This window comes from Shewanella sp. VK101 (assembly GCF_056497865.1).
Window position 1 is genome coordinate 4,700,523 of sequence record NZ_CM151402.1, and the last position, 21,586, is coordinate 4,722,108.

Sequence of the window (21,586 nt, forward strand, 5' to 3'; positions counted from 1 at the left end):
TTGGATGAAATCGCTTAAAAACCTCTTGCTTGCCGCAGGCTTAGCCATAGTGGTCAGTGGCTGTGCTACCCCTTATGACACCCAGAAATCCTTCTGGACCTTTGGCAAAGGCTTTGAGACAACCCAAATTGCCTCAAATGCCTGGCAAATAAGTTTTGTCGGCAATAACAACACTGACAGGGCCCTGGCCCGCAAATACATTCTGCGCAAAGCGGCAGAGTTGAGCCAGCAAGGGGGATTTGCCTTCTTCACCCTGGACAGCGAACAAACCAACAGGGATGCGGTGAATACTTTTGGTGTGGGTCGCAATGACAATAGCTGGCTCTGGGGCTCCAACTCGATTGAGAGGGAAACCTCAGTGATAGTGGAAGTCACCGGCCTGAACCAGAAGCCGGAAAATCCAGGCACCCGGGTTTATGAAGTCAGCTATATTCTCAGTAATGTCAGCGTTAAAGACTGAATGGTCACTGGTAAAGGGGTGACTGAGTCCCCCTTTATGCCAATCAAATTGTCACTTATGTAATCGGGGTGCTAATTTTGCTTTATCTTGATCCACAAGCTTATCGGCAGGAAATGGCAAACACTCGCATAACACTCGTAGAAGACGACAATAAGATCAGTGACCTTCTGACCAATTACCTCAGGAACCAACATTTCGATGTAGAGCGGATAGACGATGGCAACTGTGCCTGCCAGCAAATACTCGAGCGTCAACCTGAGCTGGTGATCCTGGATCTTATGTTGCCGGGAAACGATGGCTTGAGTATCTGCCGTGAAATCCGGGCCCAATACCAAGGCAAGATACTGATCCTCACCGCCAGTGAAGATGACATGGATCAAGTGGCAGCTCTGGAGATGGGCGCCGATGACTTTGTCAATAAACCTATTCAGCCCAGGGTACTGCTGGCCAGGATCCGCATGTTACTGAGACGGCAGGAAAGCGCGGTCACAGAGAGCAACCGTGAACGTCAGTTTGGTGAACTCTATCTGGACAATGCCCGCAAGTTCTGCGCCGTCAGTCAGGCAGAGGTCAACCTCACCGCTGCCGAATTCGACCTGTTGTGGCTGCTGAGCTCACACCCGGATGAAATACTGTCGCGGGAGTTTCTGGTCAAAGAAACCCGCGGCATAGAGTACGACGGAATAGACCGCAGCATAGATAACAAGGTAGTGATTTTGCGTAAAAAATTAGGCGACAACCCCAGCTTGCCACGCAAGATAATCACAGTAAGGGGCAAGGGTTATCTATTTGTGCCGGATAGGTGGTAATGAAGCGCCTGTTTATCTTCTCCTATCTGGTGCTGGTGTTTCTGTTTTTCACCTCCATCATTTTTGTCTTTCAGTTGGACTTCTTTTCCTCCGATGAGTGGGAAAGCGACTATCTGGACCGCACCAATATGTCACTGAGCCAGCTGTTGTCTGAAATCTCGGCCGCCAAGGGTGTTGCCAGTGCCGAGGCCTCACTTGAGCAGGTGCTAGGCAACGTGCACAAACAGCTGAGGGTCATCTCTTTGGACTCGGCCGAGCTGTCGGCTGAAGAAAAACAGATCCTGAGAGACAACCGGCATTACGTCAAAGACATGGAAGAGGATATCTCCTATATCATGTTCCAGGGTTCAGATAAGGTGTATGCCATCAGCCGTGATGAGTCCGCTCCTTTCTGGCAGGAATACTATTTCAAAGAATCCGTTGCCCTCTGGGTGCTGTTTCCCGTGTTGGCTTTTATCAACTTTGTACTGCTCTACCTGTTGGCCCGGCGTCTGCGCCGCTTGGAAAGGGTTCACAGTGCCTTTGCCAATGGAGATTTCAAAGTACGGGCCAAGACAGGTGTTTGGCACAAGGTGGGACACCTGAACCAGTCATTCAATCAAATGGCTGACAAGATAGCCAAACTCATCGACAGCAACAAACAACTCACCAATGCCGTTGCCCATGAAGTGCGTACACCTATATTCAGGATCCGTTGCAATCTGGACATGCTGGACGATTCCGGCGTGCGCCCGGAGCAAATGTCTTATCTGGAAGGCATACATCAGGACCTGGATGAACTCGGCACCATGGTGGACGAGTTGCTGCAATACGCCAGAATGGAGCGACGTCAGGCGCCATTACAATTGAGCTGCCAATCATTGGATACCGCGCTGCAGGAGTTGATTGCCCACCTGCAGTTTGAAACCGATATCGCCCTTGAACTCACCAAGGTAGAACCACTGGAGGCCATGGTAGATCTGCGCCTCTGGCATAGAGCTGTCAGCAATATCATCCGCAACGGCTACCGCTATGCCAGCCAAAGCGTCAGCATAAGGCTCAGCGGCGACACTGACAGGATCTGGCTGCATATTGCCAACGATGGCCCAGGGATCCAGGATGAAGATAAACAGCGCATTTTTGATCCCTTCGTTCGCATAGACAAATCACGGGATCGCGGCAGCGGCGGTCACGGCCTGGGATTGGCCATCAGTGCCCAGATCATTCGCCAGCACTGTGGGGACATTAGCGTCAGCGACACAGCAAGCGGTGGCCCGAGTTTCGATATCTGGTTACCCAGACCGGCAACAAGCTGCCAAAACAGATAAAAAAAGCCCCGTTAAGAAACGGGGCACCAGCAAACCAGTTGGGAATCAGCGGGCGAATCACAGCGCCATAAAGAAGACTCGCTGCACATATTGGGGCTATTAGGTGACGCATTCATGACACAGAGGCGACAGCGGGATGACAATCGCCTCGAACCTTGGGCAACAGGATTAAAAAAGCCCTGCTTCAAGAGCAGGGCAAGCCAGTTAGCACATAAATAAACAAGAAGGGAGAAACCCGAAGAGCCCTTGAGCTCTAACCAAAGATCGCCAGCAAGATTAAGCCCACTTGATGACGGCGGCATGACACTGATGCGGGATTTTTATGACAAGCTCAATTCTGCTGTGCTTGCAGGTACTGACGTAAGGCGTCTCCCGGAATCGAGGTTTCCGAGGCAACCGCGAAAGCCGCCCACTGAGCGGCTTCCTTCATGGCCTGTTCCACTGCCATTCCCGATACCAAACCATGGATAAGCCCGGCGGCAAAGGCATCACCGGCCCCCGTGGTATCCACCACTTTCGCCGGAACCGCCGCTATCAGCGTCTCACCACTCTCCTGGTATAACACCGCGCCCTGCTCGCCTTGAGTCACAATAAAGTATTTAAGTGCATCACCGGCTATCTGACGCCCAAACTGCCAGGGGCTGAGCTCGCTGCGCCCTTGCATATCGGTTATCGAAGACAGCAATACATGGCAGGGTCTTGGCCTGTCATCTTTGGCCAATTGTGCCACCACCAGAGTGTGTTCCAGCGCGGTTCGCGCCCAACTGACCGCCCCTTCGGCAGAGGAGTTGATATAGAGCGCATCCCACTGCGACCACTTGGGCGGCGCCGGCAATTCAAATATCGGCCGCTGCGGCCGGATAATGGTGCGCTCGCCATCCGGGGTCATCACCAACAACATTTCACAGGTATTGCCTGCTCGCCGCTGCACCCTGCGACAATCCAGCCCTTGGGTACTGGCTTCGGCCAGCAGCCAATCGCCCATCTCGTCTCGCCCAACCTGACTGACCAGAGCCACATTATGACCGGCCCATTCCAGCCCTATGCCAGTGTTGGCGCCACCACCACCCAAGCGTTGGCCACCATCCTGATAATGGAATCTACCTCCGGTACGCAAGGGTTTATCCAGCAATAAGATTCGGTCACAGTTAAGGTTGGCAACGAGCAAAATCTTGGCCATAGAAATAGTCCACAGAAACGAATGACCCCATCTTACCCCAGGGCAAACACTAAATGCAGCGCAGCCAACAACAAAGGCCACAAGAGGTGATATTGCCAAACGGCTAAAAACACCGTTTTAACTCAGCAAAAATTGCCGTTCAAGCGAGTTTTTATTTACATTTATTCAAAGTTAAAACAGACTATTAAACATCCAGACTTTGGTGAAATTTTCTTTCCAAGACAACAAAATAAACTCACTTTACCCGAGCGCTACAGACTCCTATATTCGCGGAAAATTTCACCATTCAGACTTTTTAAACTGATCTCCGTTTAAAAGGTCGTTTTTCTATTTGGAGTCTGAGTTGTCCCAACCTCACGCCACCGCTCACAACAACAGTGCCTGGGTACCTGTTGCGGGTTTGACCCTGTTTGCTCTGGCTTCCGGCTATCATATGAGTCTGCTGCCACTGGCATTGGACGGTTTTGGCTTAGCGACAGATCTGGCGGCTTGGCTGGCGAGTATTTTCTATTTCGGCCTGTTGCTCGGGGCAACTTGTATTTCACCTGTCGTGGCACGCCTGGGACACAGAGGTGCCTTCATCCTGTTTCTATTGCTGTTGGCGGCGACAGTGGCTGGCATGCCCTTGGTGGTTAATGGCCAGTTTTGGCTGGCGGCGCGCTTTATTGCCGGGATTGCCGTGGCCGGCATCTTCGTAGTGGTGGAGTCCTGGTTGTTGATAGCCGACACCGCCAAGCAGAGAGCCAAGCGTTTGGGCTTCTATACAGGCTCACTCTATGGCGGTAACGCCCTGGGACAACTGGGTGTGGGACAGTTGGGTGTCGATGGTGCCATGCCGCATATTTTGGTGGCTATAGTACTGGTGTTGGCCGTATTGCCGCCACTGCTGGCCAAGCGCTGTCAGCCACAAAAAATACAGCATCAGAAGATTAGCTTCAAAGAAGTCAGGCATGTCAGTCGCCCTGCCATCATGGGCTGTCTGGTTGCAGGTTTGGTATTGGGCCCCATCTATGGCCTGATGCCTGTGTTTCTCAGCGAGCAGACAGGTGACCACCAGCTGACGGGCAAACTGATGGCCATAGTGATCCTGGGAGCCATGTTGGTGCAACCCCTGGTCAGTTGGTTGTCTCCCAGATTCAGCAAGACTCTCTTGATGGCGTTTTTCTGTTTGTTGGGCGCCGCCGGGGTTGTGGGTATTCTGCTGAGTCACAGCACTTTGGTGATGGGCTTCAACCTGTTGCTGCTGGGGGCTGCCGCCTTCGCCCTCTACCCTATCGCTATTACGCTGGCCTGTGACAGCCTCGACAGCAGCAAGATAGTGGCGGCAACCGAACTTATGCTGCTCAGCTACTCAGTGGGTTCTGTTATCGGGCCTCTGGTGGCCAACGGCTTCCAGCAACAGCAGGGTCTGCCCATGTATCTGGGCTTGTGTCTGACCACAACTTGTATCTATATGCTGTTGTCCAGTGTGCGACCAACCCGTGGCCGGATGCCGGCACTGCGTCCCTGAGCCGCTGCTGAGGCTCAGGATCCTTGGCCGGACTCAGGCACTCAACTCGGCCTTGGGCGGCCAGACAAGATACATGCCCTCACTGGCCGGTGAACTGAAACTGAAACCAAATTTGAGGTACAGTTGCGGCACATCGGCCATCAAGGTGATATAGGCACCCTCGAAGGCGTGAGCTTTCAGATAGTCCATCACCTTTTGCATCAACAAACGCCCCAAGCCTTGTCCCTGCCAGCGGGGATCGACAGCCACATCCACCACTTCAAAATTAATTGCTCCGTCCCCCACCACCCTGGCCATGGCGATACACTCACCCTCGAAAACAAGTTGCACACCATAGAGGCTGCTGGGCAGCGCCTTTTCGACACCGGCTCTCGGCCTAGGGCTCAGTCCGGTAATCTGCCGCAAACGGATAAAGTCCTCCACAGCGGCGGTTTGCTCCAGAACTTCAACTTGCTGTTTCATTTGGATAACCACTCCTTTGCCAACAGGGCATATTGATACTCACAGCCCCAGCGTCCCTTAAAGAAAATATTGTCGATAAAATGCCCTTCGCGGCGAAAGCCCAAGGCCTCAAGCAAGCGCCAGGCAGGGCGATTCTCCGTGTCAGTAATTGCAATCACCCTGTGCCTGCCAAGCTCCCGAAACAGGTAATCCAGCACGGCGAATACCGCTTCCCTGGCGATACCCTGCCCCTGGCAGAGTGGATCCAGGCTGAATCCCAACTCCACTTGCTGCTCATCAATGAAGTGCAAGGCCAGATCGCCGGCCAGAGTGCCGTCGGTAAGCTCAATAGCCAGTTGATACCAATGACCGCTCAGCGCCCAAGCTTTTGGAATGGCTTCATACAAGGTCTTGGCTTGTTCGAGACTGAAGGTGTCCCAGCTTTGATAACGAGCCACCTGCGGCTCCTGCCGATAACGGCTGAAGGCGGCAAGATCTGACGCTCTTAAGCGGCGCAGTGTCAGGTTGGTGCTTGTAATTGGCTCCATTCGCTATCCAGCCCTTTGCTTTTCACCAAAACAACAGAACTCCTGTACAGCCGGTAGCGCTTCACGGCCATCGGCCAGCCCTAAATGATACACAGCCTCTACCTTGTTGATGTCGCGCTCCAGCCTCGACAAGTCCAGCGCCATCTTGGGTTGGATCACCATGGCACTCCCTTCAGCAACCGCCTGTTGTAATTGTTGTTGTGCCTGGTTGTACACCTGATGGCGCCTCAGCAAAGCCTCGGCAACCTTGGGGTAACGCCGATAGGCCTTTTGTGCCAACCATTTAAACTTAAAGGCTGACTTACTGTAATCCGCGGCCTGGGTCAGGATAACCAGCTGTTTTTGATAGCCGTCAGCTCTGGCTTGCTGCAGCGGGATAGGAGCCGCAATGCCACCATCAAGATAAGGCACCCCATTGATGGCGACGGGTTTGGAGATAAAAGGCAGGCTGCTTGAGGCAATCAGTATCTGCAACAGCTCGTCGTGGCCACCAAAATCACTCATGCCAAAGAAGTCGGTTTCACCGGAAAGGCAGTTGAAAGCACCTATTTTGAATTCGGCCCCCGAGGACAGGAAGGTCTCAAAATCGAACGGCAGCAACTCGTGAGCCATACGTCTATAGGTGAAGTCAGTATTGACATAATTGCCCGTCTTCAGCAGATGCCTCATGCCCATGTAGCGCTTATCTGCAAGATAACGCTGCTGAATTAACAGGTTACGCCCTTTCTGTCTGGAAAGGTACGAAGCCGGGTAGATGGCTCCAGCGGAAACCCCTACCTGATAATCAAACATGACTCCGGCTTCCAGGAAAGCATCCAGCACCCCGGCGGTATAAATGGCGCGCAGGCCACCGCCCTCCAGCACCAAAGCCGTGCCTTGCAGTTGCGAAAACTCTGTGACCATTATGATTCCCCCAATACAGCCAATAGCGCAGCATAGCCAAGCAAGGCCCACAGGGGAAGCCACTCTTGAAATACCCGTACTTTAGCAGTAAGAAATTTGCCTTGAATTACTTAAGCTTATGCTGATTTTTCATTAAGAAATCCGCCAAAAACATTCAAATTGATTGTCAACTCACCCTTGGCAACCCCTGGTGGCATAGGGCTTGCCCCTGCTTGGCCGGGTCCAAATGCCGCCGATATCAGTCGAGTCGGCACCATCAGGCAACTGATTAAAAAGTAACTTATCTGCAGTGGCAGGAAGCCACGCAGTATCGCCTGACAGGAGTAAAAGGAATGGATGCTAGCAATCAAGGAGAAATCTGCTTACTGCCGCAGTTGGCCAACAAGCACAAACTCAAGCTCTATCGCTGCTGTCTGGAAGAATTTCGACAGTTGGGCTACTGGGACCAATATGTGCAACAGGTGCAGGATGAAATGCACAGGCTACAGGCCTTGGCGGAAGAGTAAACTGCATTGCACCCGGTAATAGGGTGACACAAGTCAAATTTAAGTTGAATTTTTCCCCGGAACAGGCTGCAATAGCGACGCAAAATTTCACCTTGGGCGGTTTAGCCACTCAAAGATGCAAAGCCAACTTCAATTTGGCCAAGGATGCCGAAATACTTAAGGGAAAAAGATGAAACGCTTTGTTTTTTATTTTATTTTTGGTTATGCCTGTTACCTGAGTTGGGTAAAACTCAGCGGCAATGAACCGCAGCAGCTGACCGACATTCACCAAGACACCATAAGCAACAGCATCCGCGAAGCGGCTCAAACCGCCCCGCGCTATGCCAGTAAGCCTGTAGAGATGGACGCCGGCTTCCACTGCGATGGACGCCAGTATTGCAGCCAGATGACCTCCAGAGCCGAAGCCGAGTACTTCAACCGTTACTGCCCCAACACCAAGATGGATGGCGACAATGATGGCCGCCCCTGTGAAAACGACAGCCGCTGGTAAAGCAATAATCCGTCTTGGCCTGTAGCCATTTCCCCAACTGGCAATGACAATCCACTGGTAATGACAACCCTGAGTCAAGCAGCAACCTGTGGACCATCTTCTGCAAAACAGGCACTCAGGGTTGCTATGGCTTCGCGGATTTTTGGCGCCTGCGCCTCTCGTCCCGCAGTCAGAGCGTAAACGCTGTACTGCGGCAGTTGCCAGTCAGGCAATAGAGGCAATAAAGTGCCCTGCTGCAAAAACTGCCGCACTTCAGGCTCCGGCAAGGCCGCATAACCCAAACCATCCAAGGTAAAGCGGATCAGACTCTGCATATTGTTGACCGCCAGACGCCCTGGCGCCAAAGACAGCTGCTCACCACTGACGGTATGACTCAACATACTGTCCTGCACCATACTCCCCTTATGGCACAGACGCTCCCAGTTCTGCAATTCACCAGGATGCATGGGCATTGAGTTCCCTCGCCGACACAGAAAGTCCGGTGCCACGCACAAGAGCATCTGCCAATCGGCCAGATGATGAGCCACCAGCGCCGAATCGGCCAAAGGCCCGATACAGATGGCCAGATCTATGCCACTACCCACCAGATCAACAGTCTCATCCTGCAGCTGCAGCGACAATTGAATGCCGGGATGCGCTTCCAACAGACGCCTTAGCGGCTCACTGAGAAGACCGCCACCAAAGCCAACAGGGGCGGCTATGCGCAACTCACCGACCGGACCGTCCTTCAAACGACTCAACTGCAGCTCTGTCTCATCGGCAAGAGCAATCATCTGTACACAGCTCTGGTAAAAGAGCTTACCTGCCTCGGTCGGTGTCAACGCCCTGGTGCTGCGATTAAGTAGCCCAAGCCCAAGTTGCTGCTCCAGCTTGAAGATCTGCTGGCTAACGGCAGATGTACTCATGCATAACTGCCTGGCGGCGGCATTCATGGTGCCTTTCTCAACTGTGGTGGCAAATACCAGCATCGCCTTGACCATCTGCCTATTCATCTTTAAGCCCCATCACAACAGCAAAAACATCTCAGTTACAGCGGTCGCCATAAAGCATTCCTTAACTGTGTTTCCAGAAAAATGCGCTTGAGAGGATTGTATCATCGGCGTAAATTCTCGCCATTGAAAATCATTCTCATTTACCAAATTTGCAATTATGCATTCAGGAGTTTAAAGCCGATGTCTTTGTGTCGAATCAGCCCTCTGGCCAGCGCCATTGCCGCACTCTTCCTCATACCTGCAGCACAGGCCGATGAAGCGTCCCAAGACATGGAAGTCATAGTGGTTACCGCCTCCGGCTACGAGCAACAACTCAAGGATGCTCCCGCGTCTATCAGCGTACTTACCCGAGAACAGCTGGATAGCCGTTTCTATCGCGATATTACCGATGCCATGTTGGATGTTCCCGGTGTCGTGGTTACCGGCGGCAGCGATCGCCGTGACATTAGCCTGAGGGGCATGGGAAGCCAATACACACTGATCCTGGTGGACGGCATGCGCCAGTCATCCCGGGAGACTCGCACCAATAGCGATGGCCCGGGAGTCGAAGGCGCCTGGACTCCGCCACTGTCGGCAATAGACAGAATCGAAGTGGTGCGCGGCCCCATGTCATCCCTGTATGGTTCTGACGCCATAGGCGGGGTGATCAATATCATCACCCGCAAGGTTCCGGAAAACTGGCAGGGAGAACTCAGACTGGACAGCACAGTTCAGGAACACAGCGAATCCGGCAATATCTATCAGGGCAACTTCTTTGTCAGCGGTGCCCTGATCCCTGACTGGCTGGGGTTACAACTTTATGGCCAGTACACCAAGCGTGAAGAAGACCAGATAACCGGCGGTTACCGCGGTCGAGATGCCAACAATCTCAGTGCCCGTTTCTCGCTGACCCCGAGTGACGACCACGACATCATTTTGGAAGTCAGCAATGCCGTTCAAGAGTTGGACAGCACCCTGGGCAAAACCGTCGCCCCGCTCGCTCCCGGTGAATCCTGCGGTCGTTATGGCTGCCCGGCGTCATCCACCACCGAATATGAGAGCCGCAAATACTCCTTGGCACACACCGGCCGCTGGGAAATAGGCACAAGTAATACCTGGGTCAAATATGAAGAGTTCGAAAACAAAAGCCGAGAGATGACCATCAAGAACACTGATGCCCAGACCAGTCTGGTCACCGGCTTTGGTGATAGTCATACCACCACCTTTGGGGCCGCATTCAACTACCAGGATCTCAGCGACAAGACAGGTAACCAGATAGGTGACCGTAGTGACATCAGCAGACGCCAATGGTCGGTATTTGCCGAAAACGAATGGCGCATGAGCGACACCTTTGCCCTGACGGCCAGTTTACGCATGGATGATGACGAAAACTTTGGCGAGCACTTCAGCCCCCGTATCTACGGAGTCTGGGACCTGACCGACAGCACAACGCTCAAAGGTGGTGTTTCCACCGGCTTCAGGGCCCCAAGCCTGAGGCAAACTGTACCGGATTGGGGCCAGGTCAGCCGCGGTGGCAATATGTATGGTAACCCGGATCTCAAACCCGAGACTTCAATCAACTACGAACTGGGGCTGCACACCGGCTTCGGCGACAATATCACCACGGCCCTGACCGTCTTCTATAACGAGTTTGAAGACAAGATCACTCGGGTACCCTGCCCCGAGAGTCAGTGTACCGACGGTCCGAACCAGTTTGGCTCCGATCCCACCACTTACGTGAATGTGGATGAAGCGGTAACTCAGGGGTTCGAGCTGGATTTCAACTATGACATCAATGATGACATCCAGCTTTCGGCCAACTACACCTATACGGACTCAGAGCAAAAGACAGGGCGCTATCAGGGCAGTCCATTGAATCAATTGCCCAAGCACCTGCTGCAAACCTCCCTGAACTGGCAAATCAACGACCGCTGGGGCAGTTGGGCCAGAGTGCACTACCGGGGTGAAGAGAGCCAACCCACCACGGGCCCCTCTTCGTCGACTCTGGTGGCCCCCTCTTACACTCTGGTGGATATAGGGGCCAACCTGCAGCTGATGGAAAACCTCAAACTCAGCGCCGGTATCTATAATCTACTGGACAAAGAGATTACCCAGGAAGAATACGGCTATATCGAGGACGGCCGCCGCTATTGGCTGGGGATGACCTGGAGTTTCTAACGAGGAAGCCTTATGCCGTTTTTATAAGCCAGAACAGTTCTGGGATATACTGGCGCCGTTCAACTCTCTCACTCCAAAGACCGCGCACCGCCGCGGTCTTTTAATAGCTGTTGCAAAAAACGCCATGACAGCGTTTACTGTGTCCGCGCCAAATTCCCAAGGTTAAGGAAAACAATGAAACTGATACTGATCATTATCGCGTTTGTGGCCTTCTTTATCGCCCTGAAAAAGTGGCAACGAGCCCATGCGGTAAAAAGCGGCGACCCTGATGCCATGGCCAATGAAGGCTTGAGACTGATTGGCAGAAATAGCGTCGATGAAGGCATAGCGCTGCTGGAACAGGCCGCCAATAAAGATCATCCCGCCGCCGCCCAAATGCTCTATGAGTTCTATACCCGTCCCGAGCTGGAGATGGTGCCCAACGATGCCGACAAGGCGATGCATTGGGCCGCCAAGGCCTCGTCATTGGACAATGAATTTGCCAAGCTCCATGACCTGATGTTGGAGCTGCGCCAACACCCTGCTTTTGGTGACAATATTCAGCTGCTGGAGCAAAACTTACTCCCCAGAGCCGAAGCCGGTGATACTGAGAGCCAGAGCCAACTGGGACGGGTCTATTCCCGTAACCCGATACTCGATAAGGACGGCAGTAAGGCGATGAAATGGCTCGAGTTGGCCGCCGCCAAGGATGATCCCGAAGCCTGCTTTCATCTGGGGATATTGCTGCAGGAGCCCAGGCAAGGGGAAGCCGATTTGCAGCAGGCCAGATTCTGGCTCACCAAGGCACACCAGCTGGGTGAAGCGGCCAGCGCCGGTCATCTGGCGGAAATGATGTTGCAAGGCCTAGGTGGCCCGGTGGATAAACGCCAGGCCGAGCAGCTGTTGATAGAGCAGGCTCAGGACAGCAGTTACTTTCAGTTGATGCTGGGACAGCGCTACCTGCGCGGTGACCAATTACCTCAAGATCTGCACAAGGCCAGAGAGTGGTTGGAAAAAGCCGCGGCCGATGAAGATGATAGCGTGGCAGATCCAGTGTTGGCCGGCTTCCTGCTCGAACACTCCCGCGACAGTCAGGATCATCTGCGTGCCAAGGCAATACTCGAACCCCTGGCACAGGCTTGGGATCTTAGTGCCCATTTTCAACTCGGTAAACTCTATGAACAAGGGCTGGGCGTCAATCGCCAGTTGCCGCTGGCACTGATGCATTTCGAGTTTGCTTCCATGGGGGACGAAGCCGAGTATATCGCGGCCAAAGAGTCACTGGCGGTACGTCTGAGCCAATCGGAAAAACAGCAGGCCGAAGCACTCAAGCAGGAATATCTGGTGCTACACCCCATAGACAGCCTGGCCCAGGCCAGATTGGATCTCCTCAAGGGCCAGGCTCTGCTGTATGCGGATAAGGGAGAATACAAGGAACTACAACAAGCGCTGCCCTGGCTGGAGAAGGCCGCCTTCGGCGGAGAAACTCTGGCCTATGAAGAGCTGTATGAAACTTACCTCGAACTGGACCAAAGGGTAGATGCCGCCGTATGGCTGCAGCTGGAACTGGAAGAACATAACCAGTTCGGTTTGTTGGGTGATCAGGTACTGCAGCAACAGGAACTGTTGCAAAGCTTTACCGAGGCCGAAACCGCCTGGTATGAGCAGCGTCTCGAAGAGATTCGGGCGCAGTTGCCGCAAAATAACCCAGAAGCCGCCTGAGCTGTATTAAACCTTTGAAGACAGACCCAGGCCAAGGCCTGGGTCTGTCTTTTCTGAGATGATTGCCAGAACCGCTAACCCAGCGGTTCAGCCTTTATTCTTGATGGTCCAGTAGGCGGCGTTGACACCATCTTCACGAAATTCGATATCCACCGGGTACTCACGCTCACAACCCTCGACTATCCAGCGTTCATGCCAGTAGCGCTCACCGACTTTGCCTTTGGGCATCGCCAGCACAAAGGCAAAAAACTGCTCCGGCACCTCGCAGCCGCGACGAGCCACTTCGGCAGCCACTCCCGGCATGGCATCCCTGAGCAGGGTTTCATTGGCTAAAGTGCCTTGCTGAACTATCTCCTCAGAGAAGTATTCCCCTTCGGCCGCGGCTACCGGCAGTGACACCAGCAAGCCACACAAGATCCCAATCCATTTCATCTGTTTTCCTCCCTGATAGTTTCTGTATCAATATTAGCCCGTCATCCCGCCACAGGCTCAACCAGCCTAGTCGAAGATTGCCATGCTTTAGGTCACCGGAGTGTGAACAAAGCTATAGTTTCATGTAAAACAATATCTTAAGCTTTAATATTTTTGGATTTATGCACCGAGGCAAAATACCATTAAGGATTCCATGGCTGCGGCCTTCCCTATATCCGCTGCCACTCTCAGCTTGCCAGACGTCAGAGGCTTGGCTAGACTGCCGCGCTAGCGACGATTCAGTTGGCAATATCTCTATTCTATAAACCGGGCGATGTAATGAAAGCAAAGCAGTATCAGGGCTTTACCCTAATTGAACTTGTAGTGGTGATTATTATCCTCGGGATCCTGGCAGTGGTGGCCGCGCCCAAGTTCCTCAATCTGCGCGACGACGCCACGGAGCAGGTGTTCAGGGGCCAGTATGCCGCCTTTGAATCTGCGGTAAAACTCTATCACAGTGGCTATCTGGCCAAGGGGTATCAGGGCGCCATCGACAATCTGGCCAGCTTTGGTGATGGCAGTGTTGATTCCAGTGTCAACGGCTGGCCCTATGCCACTGCAGGCAAAGACACTCACATTTTCAACGCCTGCGAACAGTTGTGGCATGGCCTCACTGATACCGACCTCAGCATCGCCTATGTAGAAGATGCCAATCTGCCTACAACCACCGTCGACGTGGCCTATACCTATAAGCAAACGCCCAATACCTGTATCTACCGCTCAGTGCATTTTATCCAGCAAAATGAACCGACACTGATCATGGAGTATCAGCCGGATACGGGTGAGGTCTCGGTTCGCAAAACCTTCTGGAGTCAGCCTTAGAGCCTGGCAGCTTCTCCCGGACTCTGGTCGAAGTAACGCTTGAACTCCCGGCTGAATTGGGCCGGGCTCTCATAGCCCACTTCCAGTGCCGCTTCCTTCACCTTGAGGCGCTGTCTTTGCAGTAGCTCTTTGGCCTTATTGAGGCGGATCTTCTTCAAGTACTGAATGGGCGATGAGGCCGTGACCTCCTTGAAACAGCGATGAAATGCCGAGGGGCTCATGTTGACCAACTCAGCCAGCTGCTCTACCTCCACACTTTCACGATAGTTCTGATGCAGATATTTGAGCGCCTTCTCTACCCGGGATAAACGGGTATGACTGAGCGCCAGCGCATATAAAGGCGCTGCATTGTCGGAAGCCAACACCCGAAACAGCAACTCCTGCACCATGGCCTTACCCAAGACCTCGGCTTCCAACGGCGACTGCAGAGCCAGCAGCAAACGCTCGACACAGCAGAGCATGTCTTCGCTGTTGGCGGCAACAAAGAAGCCGCTCTGACGGGCATCATCGAGATCCTTGGGCACCTTGTGGTGTTGATCCATCATGCGGATCAACTGGTTAAGTTGCTGCAGATCTATATCCACCATGAGTACCAATACTGGTTCTTCCTCGGAAGCAAAGGTTTCACACTCCACCGGCATAGGCACTGTCATCACCAAGGTGTTCTGCGGATCATAGTCATAGATCTTATCTTCGAGATAGACACGTTTACGCCCCTGGCCGACTATCATGATCCCTTGGGAATAACACATGGGGCCACGGCTGCCATAGGCCGAACTGCGAAACAGATGCACCCCTGGCAGGCTGGTGCTGTTCACCCCTTCATCCACCGCCAGGGCCGCCATTAAGGCTGCAATATCACTCATAACACTCTCCAATCATCAGGGTTTGGATACTAGCACCATTACAGAAAAAAGCATCAAAATAGCCATATTCAAGCTCCAATTAACCAAACTAGGCAGGAATAGGCATAAATGCTCCAGCAATGTGTATTTCAATCCAAGCTGAGGGGACTAAGATGGCAACCATAGTTTTTCGGCTGTAGAAGAGAGAAATATCATGCTCAATTTCGATTATCGCAACCCTACCCACATAGTCTTTGGTAAAGACAGACTGGCAGAACTGGATCAACTGGTACCGGCCAATGCCAGAGTGCTGGTGACTTACGGCGGTGGCAGTGTCAAACGCTTCGGCACCCTGGACAAGGTCATAACCGCGCTGGGCGACCGTGTTGTATTTGAATTCGGCGGCATTGAAGCCAACCCTAAATATGACACCCTGGCCAGGGCTGCCGAGCTGGCGCGGCGCGAATCCATCGACTTTCTGTTGGCCGTCGGTGGCGGTTCAGTGATGGACGGCACCAAGTTTATTGCCCTGGCGGCAAAATTCGATGGCGACAGCAGCAGCTTGCTGCATCACGGTTTCAACCCGGTTCCCGTCACAGAGGTACTGCCTGTCGGTACGGTAGCGACACTGCCGGCCACAGGTTCAGAAATGAATGCCTTTGCCGTGGTCAGCCATCAGGGTGGCAAGTTTCCCGTGACTCATCCACAGAGTTTCCCGGTATTCTCCGTGCTGGATCCCAGCCTGACCTTCAGTCTGCCGAAGATCCAGGTCGCCAACGGCGTAGTCGACTCTTTCGTGCACGTGGTCGAGCAATACGTCACCTTCCCCGTGGATGCCAGAGTTCAGGACAGAATGGCCGAAGGCATACTGAAGACCCTGATTGAAGTGGGCCCTGTCACCGTGGCCGAGCCGGAGAACTATGATGCCCGCGCCAACCTGGTGTGGAGTGCCACCTCGGCGCTCAACGGCATGATAGGCAGCGGCGTACCGGCAGACTGGACCACTCATATGATAGGCCACGAACTGACTGCCATGTTCGGCATAGATCATGCGCAAACGCTGGCCGTAGTCCTGCCCTCTGTATGGCGGGTGCGCAAGGAACAGAAACGCGCCAAACTGCTGCAATATGCCGAGCGGGTTTGGGATATCACTTCGGGTGATGAAGACAGCCGTATCGAGCAAGCCATTGCAGCCACCCAGGCCTTCTTTGAACAGGTTGGCCTCAAGACTCGTCTGCGCGACTATGATGTGCCGCAAGAGCGTATCGCCGATGTCGTTGCCGCACTGGAAGCCCACGGCATGACCGCCTTATCTGAAACCGGCGATCTCGGTCTGGACAGCAGCCGTGAAATCCTTGAGCTGGCCTGGTAAGTTCAGCAAACCAAACGATTCTCACGCCTGAGATAAAATACAGTTTAAACAGGGCCTTTAGGCCCTGTTTCTTTAGCCTTCCTTGACCGCTCTCAAGCTGTAGACCAAGGGAATGGCTTTGCCTTGATGATATAACCTAAAACGCCCCGGCGTATCCTCCTGCAAGCCCTCGAAACAGTCGTAGGGACTGAAGTCATACTCGCGAAAAGCCAGCAACTTCAAACCATTGGCCAACAAGGCGCTGATGACATCACTCAGGGAGTGTGACCAACAAACCGTGGTATGCTGTGCTTCCTGAGCATTCTCGGTATAACTGCCCTCCAGCTCCACATCGGCCTTACCTGTGTGGAAGTAGTCATAACCGTCAAACAATGCCTGTAATGGATGGAACTCGGCCAGGTAGAGTTCACCGCCCGGTTTAAGGCAAGCGCTCACAGTTTCTGCCCAGCGATGTAGATCCGGCAACCAAACCAGCGCGCCATAAGAGACATACACGAGATCGAATTGGCGCTGCAGCAAAGCCGGCGCCTGATAGAGGTCGCCACAAACAAACTCGGCGTCGATAGCGGCTTGCTCCGCCAGTTGGCGGGCGCTGGTAATGGCCTCGTCAGACAAATCCAGGCCTGCGACACTGGCGGCCCCTTCTCTGGCCCAGGAGAGAGTATCCAAGCCAAAGTGACACTGGAGATGCAGCAAGGACTTGCCCTTGACCGATAGTTCCGCCAGCTCTATTTCCCGCAACGAACTGCGACCACTGAGAAACCCCTTAACGTCATAAAACTCTGACTGCAGATGTAACTTGGTACGCTCATTCCAGGCCTGCTGATTCAGCCTTTGGTACTCTTTTTCATGATCCATCCCTTTCATCTATCTCATCTCCAGATATTCTGCCTGATGTTGGTTTATTCGCCGGCGATCTCCGGGCGCTTACAAACTGAGGCTCAGTCCCTGATTGTACCGAGTGTCCGGCGGACACCCGAATAGCCAAATCGGTCACTTTTTAAGGAAAGAGGACACTACTGCGGACACTTGCTGGAAGATAGTTGCAAAAATAGCAAACATAAACAATGCATTATGTTTTGGCATGTTTTCTGCTTTAGCTGATAAGAGAAACAGTCGTCGACTGGCGTTGTGGAACTCGCCGACCGCGGCTCTTCGTCACTATCTTGCTGATGGGCCATCGCTGATGAGCCATCACCCCCTCCTTGGGGACCCTCTTCCCGACCGCAGGAAGCGCCCGCTGTAATGGCCTGACCATTGGCGCTCCTGCTCCTTTTTCTTTTTTAAGGTCACTCACCCCGGCATAGCCGCTGACTTCGCAATCAAACTCAGTTTGGCGCGCTTGCTCAGCTTTTTTACCGCCATTTCCCGCCGCAAGGCATCACCGTGGCTGCCAATCTCTTCACGATAAACGAGTTGCAAAGGCCCGCGACCACGCAGATATTTGGCGGCTTTGGGGCCGCCACTCTGATGCTCCTGCAGGCGCCGGGTCACATCCTTGGTGATCCCTGTGTACAGTTCGCCCCCGGCGCAGCGCAGGATATACAGCTGCCAGTTATCACCACTCATTCCAGTCCCAACAGGCCGAGGAAGAAGGCATATTCCAGCGCGGTATCTTCAAATTGCCGGAAACGTCCGCTCTTGCCGCCATGGCCGGCTTCCATATCCGTCTGTAATAACAGCAGATTGTCGTCCGTCTTGTAGTCCCTGAGTTTGGCCACCCACTTGGCTGGCTCAAAATACTGTACCTGGGAGTCGTGCAGCCCTGTAGTCACCAACAGATGCGGGTAGGCCTGATGGCGAATGTTGTCATAGGGCGAGTAACTCAGCATATAGTCAAAGTAGGGCTTGTCATTGGGGTTGCCCCACTCATCATATTCATTGGTCGTCAGCGGAATCGACTCATCGAGCATGGTGGTTACTATATCCACAAAGGGCACATGGGCGGCCACCGCCAGGTAAAGACCCGGAGCCTGATTGACCACGGCGCCCATCAATAAACCACCGGCACTACCACCGGCGGCAACCACTTTGCCGGGTGCAGCATAACCCAGATCCAAAAGTGCCCGGGTAGTGTCTTCAAAGTCATTGAAACTGTTTCGTTTATTAAACAGCCTGCCATCATCATACCAAGGCCTGCCGAGCATCTCTCCGCCCCGGACATGGGCAATGGCATAGACCACGCCGCGATCCAGCAGGCTTAGAATAGAGGCGTCGAAGTCCGGCTCTATGATATGGCCGTAGGCACCATAACCGTACTGATAAAGTGGATTACTGCCGTCTTTACGGAACTTGTCCTTGCGATACACCAGAGTCACGGGCACCTGGGCACCATCACGGGCCGGGATCAGCAAGCGCTCGGCCTGATAGTTGCCGGGCTCGAAGTCCCCCAATACCTTTTCCTGCTTGAGTAGTTTGCGCTCGCCCGGCTTATCCAGTTGATAGCTGTAAATACTCTCGGGGGTAGTCGGGCTCGAGTAATATAACCTCAGTTCGCGACTGTGCTGGCTGGGATTGATATCCAGACCAACCACATAGGCCGGGTCATCAAAGGTCAATTCATAGCCCCGGCTGAGATCTGTATGGGGATAGACCTTGATATGGCTCAGCCCCTGGCTGCGGCTCTGTACTATCAGATAATCGTCCAGCAATAACAGGTCTTCGAGGCGCACCTCGGGATCATGGGCCAGTACCTGCTGCCACTTGCGCTTGTCGCCGGCATCGGCAGCCGTGGTTTTCATCAGCCTGAAATTGGTCGCCTGCCAGTTGCTGAGGATGAAGAATTCATCTCCACGCTTGGCGATGCTGTATTCGTGGCCCTCTTCCCGCGGCAGAAACGCCCGGAATTCGCCGAGCGGGGCGTTGGCATCAAGCAGGGAAACTTCACTGGTCGTGGTGCTCTCGTGGTGCAATACAATCAGGGATTCATCCAGACTCTTGCCGAGGGAGATATAGAAGGTATCGTCCTGCTCTTCATAAACCAGCACATCCTCGCCCTGGGGACTTCCCAGCTTGTGCCGGAAAACCTGGTATCCCAGCAGGGTCTGTGGGTCTTTGGCGATATAGAACACATAACGGTTGTCATTGCTCCAGACCACCCGGCCATCGACGCCCGTCAGCTTGTCGGCAAGCAGTTCACCGGTGGCAAGATCTTTAAAATAGACGCTGTAAATACGGCGGCTGAGGGTATCCTCGGCAAAGGCCAGTATCTGCTCATCCGGGCTGACAGACACTCCGCCCAGAGCATAAAACTCCTGCCCCTCGGCGCGCCGGTTAACATCAAGCAGCAACTGCTCTTCACCATTGAGCTCACGGCTTCTGGCGATCACCGGATACTCCAGCCCGGCCTCGAAACGGCGATAATACCAATAGTTATGCCAGCGATATGGCAAGCTGCTTTCATCCTGCTCCAGCCTGGAGGTCAGCTCTTTAAACAGTTTCTGTTTCAGCGGTTCCCAAGGCTTAAGACGCGCGGCGGTATAGGCGTTTTCCCGCTCCAGATAGTCGATAACGTCCGGGGCCTTACGTTCATCGTCACGCAGCCAATAATAGTCGTCTGTCCTGGTCACACCGTGAAGACTCATGGTGTGAGGACGTTTTTCGGCAACCGGTGCCACCAGCTTATTTTCTGAATTCATTCCACTGCATCCGCACAGCCACAAGGCTGTGCCTAAAACCAACATCAGGGATCCTGCTCGACTCATCACTCTTCCTTAGCGTTAATATCAGCGGCCTACTCCCTCGACTACAGGCCGCCTGCATATAGTGACGCCGACCGACGCCAACGGCAAGCCCTGGCGCCCGAGTCCGAAGCTCAAAGGCTCCCCCTTCACCCGCAGAAAATGTGACCCTGTCGCTTGTCATTTGTATGTAACAGGCGCATGCTGTTGCCGCCTGCCACATACAAGTGACAGGTCAATTCTCAGGGCGGGGTGAAATTCCCCACCGGCGGTAAATCGTGTCAGCGACATGAAAGCCCGCGAGCGCCCGCCAGATTCTGGCGGGGTCTGCAGATCTGGTGTCATCACGACCTAGCGTGACTATTCCAGAGCCGACGGTGTTGCCATTTAGATGGCTCAGTCCGGATGAAAGAGAATCAGATTGCCGCGAGGCGATCCGCTTAGTGATACATCTCTGCCAGCGGCAGAGAGGCCCACTATTCCTTTCTTTGCCCTGATTCTGGAAAACCCAAGCCGTAATTTAAGGATTTTTACCATGAATCAGTCATTATTAGCGCCTTTTGGCACCCCGATTGAAAGAGTCGAAACCGCCCTGGAAGCATTGCGTCAAGGCCGCGGTGTTTTGGTGGTCGACGATGAAGACAGAGAAAACGAAGGCGATCTTATCTTCGCCGCCGAGAGCCTGACCAACGCCCAGATGGCGATGCTGATCCGCGAATGCAGCGGCATTGTCTGTCTCTGCCTTACCGACGAGAAAATCAAGGCGCTGCAGTTGCCGCCCATGGTGGAAAACAACTCCAGCCAGTTCGGCACCGCCTTTACCGTGAGCATTGAGGCCAAAGTCGGAGTCACTACAGGCGTTTCCGCTGCCGACCGGGTGACGACTATCAAGACCGCCATTGCAGACAACGCCAAACCGGAAGACCTGGCCCGCCCAGGACACGTCTATCCACTGCGGGCTCAGCCCGGTGGTGTGATGACCCGCCGCGGTCACACCGAGGGCACTGTGGACTTGATGCAACTGGCTGGCCTAAAACCCGCCGGAGTGCTGTGCGAAGTAACCAATCCGGATGGCACCATGGCCAGACTGCCACAAATCATTGCCTTTGGTGACAAACACGACCTGCCAGTTCTTTCCATCGAGGATATTGTCAGCTATCGCGAATCTCTGCTGGCCAACGCTGGCTAATAAACAAGCGTTCTTTAACTATTTGATCAAAAGCGGCTTTATAGCCGCTTTTGTTTTAAACAAACAGGTAAACTTTGTTGCGACAAGGCTCACATTAACCCTCCACTTTTTAAGGTTTATTTTCGTGACCTAGATTAGAAATCCTTGAACAACGGGTCGCCCCCTGATAGGCAATATGTTACTTATCAAGCCTTATGGCCTGT

At 53.5% G+C, this 21,586-nt stretch carries 21 protein-coding genes and 1 riboswitch; of the genes, 11 read left to right on the top strand and 10 right to left on the bottom strand.

The genetic code is table 11. From position 1 onward, the window contains the following. Positions 1-4 precede the first annotated feature (4 nt). The 3 genes from ACSHSR_RS20875 to ACSHSR_RS20885 all read left to right on the top strand — a co-directional run bounded on the left by ACSHSR_RS20875 (position 5) and on the right by ACSHSR_RS20885 (position 2,576). A complete protein-coding gene (locus ACSHSR_RS20875; RefSeq protein ID WP_044735471.1) occupies positions 5-460 on the top strand; it encodes a CC0125/CC1285 family lipoprotein in 456 nt (151 codons plus the stop codon). A 113-nt stretch (positions 461-573) separates the two neighbouring features. Continuing rightward, positions 574-1,269 (top strand): response regulator, encoded by a 696-nt coding sequence (locus ACSHSR_RS20880; protein WP_025888873.1) that lies wholly within the window; start codon positions 574-576, stop codon positions 1,267-1,269. Next, on the top strand, positions 1,269-2,576 hold the full coding sequence (locus ACSHSR_RS20885) for an ATP-binding protein (RefSeq protein WP_109247484.1): 1,308 nt from the start codon (positions 1,269-1,271) through the stop codon (positions 2,574-2,576). Before ACSHSR_RS20880 ends, ACSHSR_RS20885 begins: the two co-directional genes overlap by 1 nt. A 331-nt stretch (positions 2,577-2,907) precedes the next feature. Here the strand turns inward: ACSHSR_RS20885 and ACSHSR_RS20890 are convergent, their stop codons facing one another. After that, positions 2,908-3,756 (bottom strand): PfkB family carbohydrate kinase, encoded by an 849-nt coding sequence (locus ACSHSR_RS20890; protein ID WP_208123938.1) that lies wholly within the window; start codon positions 3,754-3,756, stop codon positions 2,908-2,910. 343 nt (positions 3,757-4,099) lie between these two features. Between ACSHSR_RS20890 and ACSHSR_RS20895 the strand changes: the two genes are divergently transcribed. Then, on the top strand, positions 4,100-5,266 hold the full coding sequence (locus tag ACSHSR_RS20895) for an MFS transporter (protein ID WP_025009228.1): 1,167 nt from the start codon (positions 4,100-4,102) through the stop codon (positions 5,264-5,266). Positions 5,267-5,299: 33 nt separating this feature from the next. On the opposite strand, the gene ACSHSR_RS20900 is transcribed toward ACSHSR_RS20895, so the two are convergent. The 3 genes from ACSHSR_RS20900 to ACSHSR_RS20910 are packed head-to-tail and all read right to left on the bottom strand — an operon-like array spanning position 5,300 to position 7,137. Next, positions 5,300-5,728 (bottom strand): GNAT family N-acetyltransferase, encoded by a 429-nt coding sequence (locus ACSHSR_RS20900; RefSeq protein ID WP_028780755.1) that lies wholly within the window; start codon positions 5,726-5,728, stop codon positions 5,300-5,302. Continuing rightward, positions 5,725-6,255, bottom strand: coding sequence for a GNAT family N-acetyltransferase (locus ACSHSR_RS20905; RefSeq protein WP_107005815.1), 531 nt, complete (start codon positions 6,253-6,255; stop codon positions 5,725-5,727). The genes ACSHSR_RS20900 and ACSHSR_RS20905 overlap by 4 nt, the downstream gene beginning before the upstream one ends. 3 nt (positions 6,256-6,258) lie before the next feature. After that, a complete protein-coding gene (locus ACSHSR_RS20910) occupies positions 6,259-7,137 on the bottom strand; it encodes a patatin-like phospholipase family protein (protein ID WP_101059704.1) in 879 nt (292 codons plus the stop codon). Between the two features lie 353 nt (positions 7,138-7,490). Here ACSHSR_RS20910 and ACSHSR_RS20915 point away from each other — a divergent pair, with 353 nt between their 5' ends. Both ACSHSR_RS20915 and ACSHSR_RS20920 read left to right on the top strand, forming a co-directional pair. Then, positions 7,491-7,664 (top strand): hypothetical protein, encoded by a 174-nt coding sequence (locus tag ACSHSR_RS20915; RefSeq protein WP_156018539.1) that lies wholly within the window; start codon positions 7,491-7,493, stop codon positions 7,662-7,664. 169 nt (positions 7,665-7,833) lie between these two features. Further along, on the top strand, positions 7,834-8,154 hold the full coding sequence (locus tag ACSHSR_RS20920) for an excalibur calcium-binding domain-containing protein (protein WP_025009224.1): 321 nt from the start codon (positions 7,834-7,836) through the stop codon (positions 8,152-8,154). 74 nt (positions 8,155-8,228) lie between these two features. Here the strand turns inward: ACSHSR_RS20920 and ACSHSR_RS20925 are convergent, their stop codons facing one another. Further along, entirely contained in the window at positions 8,229-9,146 is a 918-nt protein-coding gene (locus tag ACSHSR_RS20925) for a LysR family transcriptional regulator (RefSeq protein ID WP_208123939.1), read from the bottom strand. Positions 9,147-9,326: 180 nt separating this feature from the next. On the opposite strand from ACSHSR_RS20925, the gene ACSHSR_RS20930 reads away from it, so the two are divergent. Beyond that, positions 9,327-11,303 carry a ligand-gated channel protein gene (locus ACSHSR_RS20930; RefSeq protein ID WP_479631120.1) on the top strand — a complete coding sequence of 659 codons (1,977 nt, stop codon included), beginning with the start codon at positions 9,327-9,329 and terminating at the stop codon, positions 11,301-11,303. A 174-nt stretch (positions 11,304-11,477) separates the two neighbouring features. After that, the gene (locus tag ACSHSR_RS20935) at positions 11,478-13,004 is read left to right on the top strand and encodes a tetratricopeptide repeat protein (protein ID WP_208123941.1); all 1,527 of its coding nucleotides are present in this window, start codon (positions 11,478-11,480) and stop codon (positions 13,002-13,004) included. A gap of 87 nt (positions 13,005-13,091) precedes the next feature. Here ACSHSR_RS20935 and ACSHSR_RS20940 read toward each other — a convergent pair whose 3' ends face one another. Then, positions 13,092-13,436: a hypothetical protein gene (locus ACSHSR_RS20940; protein WP_025009220.1), complete on the bottom strand. Its 345-nt coding sequence runs from the start codon at positions 13,434-13,436 to the stop codon at positions 13,092-13,094. Positions 13,437-13,754: 318 nt separating this feature from the next. Between ACSHSR_RS20940 and ACSHSR_RS20945 the strand changes: the two genes are divergently transcribed. After that, positions 13,755-14,297, top strand: a complete 543-nt coding sequence (locus ACSHSR_RS20945; RefSeq protein ID WP_107352541.1) for a type II secretion system protein — start codon at positions 13,755-13,757, stop codon at positions 14,295-14,297. Here ACSHSR_RS20945 and ACSHSR_RS20950 read toward each other — a convergent pair. Continuing rightward, positions 14,294-15,163, bottom strand: a complete 870-nt coding sequence (locus ACSHSR_RS20950) for an AraC family transcriptional regulator (RefSeq protein ID WP_093981613.1) — start codon at positions 15,161-15,163, stop codon at positions 14,294-14,296. The genes ACSHSR_RS20945 and ACSHSR_RS20950 overlap by 4 nt on opposite strands. A gap of 193 nt (positions 15,164-15,356) precedes the next feature. Between ACSHSR_RS20950 and ACSHSR_RS20955 the strand changes: the two genes are divergently transcribed. Continuing rightward, complete coding sequence (locus ACSHSR_RS20955) at positions 15,357-16,514, top strand: iron-containing alcohol dehydrogenase (RefSeq protein ID WP_025009216.1); 1,158 nt, start codon at positions 15,357-15,359, stop codon at positions 16,512-16,514. 72 nt (positions 16,515-16,586) lie between these two features. Here the strand turns inward: ACSHSR_RS20955 and ACSHSR_RS20960 are convergent, their stop codons facing one another. The 3 genes from ACSHSR_RS20960 to ACSHSR_RS20970 all read right to left on the bottom strand — a co-directional run bounded on the left by ACSHSR_RS20960 (position 16,587) and on the right by ACSHSR_RS20970 (position 20,218). Further along, on the bottom strand, positions 16,587-17,381 hold the full coding sequence (locus ACSHSR_RS20960; protein WP_371873765.1) for a class I SAM-dependent methyltransferase: 795 nt from the start codon (positions 17,379-17,381) through the stop codon (positions 16,587-16,589). A 426-nt stretch (positions 17,382-17,807) separates the two neighbouring features. Next, on the bottom strand, positions 17,808-18,083 hold the full coding sequence (locus ACSHSR_RS20965; RefSeq protein WP_025889227.1) for a GIY-YIG nuclease family protein: 276 nt from the start codon (positions 18,081-18,083) through the stop codon (positions 17,808-17,810). Then, complete coding sequence (locus ACSHSR_RS20970) at positions 18,080-20,218, bottom strand: S9 family peptidase (protein WP_413735280.1); 2,139 nt, start codon at positions 20,216-20,218, stop codon at positions 18,080-18,082. The genes ACSHSR_RS20965 and ACSHSR_RS20970 overlap by 4 nt, the downstream gene beginning before the upstream one ends. Positions 20,219-20,428: 210 nt before the next feature. Further along, a riboswitch (FMN riboswitch) is annotated at positions 20,429-20,615 on the top strand. Positions 20,616-20,729: 114 nt separating this feature from the next. On the opposite strand from ACSHSR_RS20970, the gene ribB reads away from it, so the two are divergent. Then, a complete protein-coding gene (gene ribB / locus ACSHSR_RS20975; protein ID WP_025009206.1) occupies positions 20,730-21,383 on the top strand; it encodes a 3,4-dihydroxy-2-butanone-4-phosphate synthase in 654 nt (217 codons plus the stop codon). The last annotated feature ends 203 nt before the right edge of the window (positions 21,384-21,586 follow it).

What these genes read in the sequence shown, in the direction of transcription:
- ACSHSR_RS20885 (WP_109247484.1), top strand. Translation starts at nt 1,269, where the DNA reads ATGAAGCGCCTGTTTATCTTCTCCTATCTGGTGCTGGTGTTTCTGTTT.
- ACSHSR_RS20935 (WP_208123941.1), top strand. Translation starts at nt 11,478, where the DNA reads ATGAAACTGATACTGATCATTATCGCGTTTGTGGCCTTCTTTATCGCC.
- ribB (WP_025009206.1), top strand. Translation starts at nt 20,730, where the DNA reads ATGAATCAGTCATTATTAGCGCCTTTTGGCACCCCGATTGAAAGAGTC.
- ACSHSR_RS20930 (WP_479631120.1), top strand. Translation starts at nt 9,327, where the DNA reads ATGTCTTTGTGTCGAATCAGCCCTCTGGCCAGCGCCATTGCCGCACTC.
- ACSHSR_RS20925 (WP_208123939.1), bottom strand. Translation starts at nt 9,146, where the DNA reads ATGAATAGGCAGATGGTCAAGGCGATGCTGGTATTTGCCACCACAGTT.
- ACSHSR_RS20970 (WP_413735280.1), bottom strand. Translation starts at nt 20,218, where the DNA reads ATGAGTCGAGCAGGATCCCTGATGTTGGTTTTAGGCACAGCCTTGTGG.
- ACSHSR_RS20900 (WP_028780755.1), bottom strand. Translation starts at nt 5,728, where the DNA reads ATGAAACAGCAAGTTGAAGTTCTGGAGCAAACCGCCGCTGTGGAGGAC.
- ACSHSR_RS20955 (WP_025009216.1), top strand. Translation starts at nt 15,357, where the DNA reads ATGCTCAATTTCGATTATCGCAACCCTACCCACATAGTCTTTGGTAAA.
- ACSHSR_RS20875 (WP_044735471.1), top strand. Translation starts at nt 5, where the DNA reads ATGAAATCGCTTAAAAACCTCTTGCTTGCCGCAGGCTTAGCCATAGTG.
- ACSHSR_RS20950 (WP_093981613.1), bottom strand. Translation starts at nt 15,163, where the DNA reads ATGAGTGATATTGCAGCCTTAATGGCGGCCCTGGCGGTGGATGAAGGG.
- ACSHSR_RS20940 (WP_025009220.1), bottom strand. Translation starts at nt 13,436, where the DNA reads ATGAAATGGATTGGGATCTTGTGTGGCTTGCTGGTGTCACTGCCGGTA.
- ACSHSR_RS20920 (WP_025009224.1), top strand. Translation starts at nt 7,834, where the DNA reads ATGAAACGCTTTGTTTTTTATTTTATTTTTGGTTATGCCTGTTACCTG.
- ACSHSR_RS20880 (WP_025888873.1), top strand. Translation starts at nt 574, where the DNA reads ATGGCAAACACTCGCATAACACTCGTAGAAGACGACAATAAGATCAGT.
- ACSHSR_RS20905 (WP_107005815.1), bottom strand. Translation starts at nt 6,255, where the DNA reads ATGGAGCCAATTACAAGCACCAACCTGACACTGCGCCGCTTAAGAGCG.
- ACSHSR_RS20945 (WP_107352541.1), top strand. Translation starts at nt 13,755, where the DNA reads ATGAAAGCAAAGCAGTATCAGGGCTTTACCCTAATTGAACTTGTAGTG.
- ACSHSR_RS20965 (WP_025889227.1), bottom strand. Translation starts at nt 18,083, where the DNA reads ATGAGTGGTGATAACTGGCAGCTGTATATCCTGCGCTGCGCCGGGGGC.
- ACSHSR_RS20890 (WP_208123938.1), bottom strand. Translation starts at nt 3,756, where the DNA reads ATGGCCAAGATTTTGCTCGTTGCCAACCTTAACTGTGACCGAATCTTA.
- ACSHSR_RS20915 (WP_156018539.1), top strand. Translation starts at nt 7,491, where the DNA reads ATGGATGCTAGCAATCAAGGAGAAATCTGCTTACTGCCGCAGTTGGCC.
- ACSHSR_RS20960 (WP_371873765.1), bottom strand. Translation starts at nt 17,381, where the DNA reads ATGAAAGGGATGGATCATGAAAAAGAGTACCAAAGGCTGAATCAGCAG.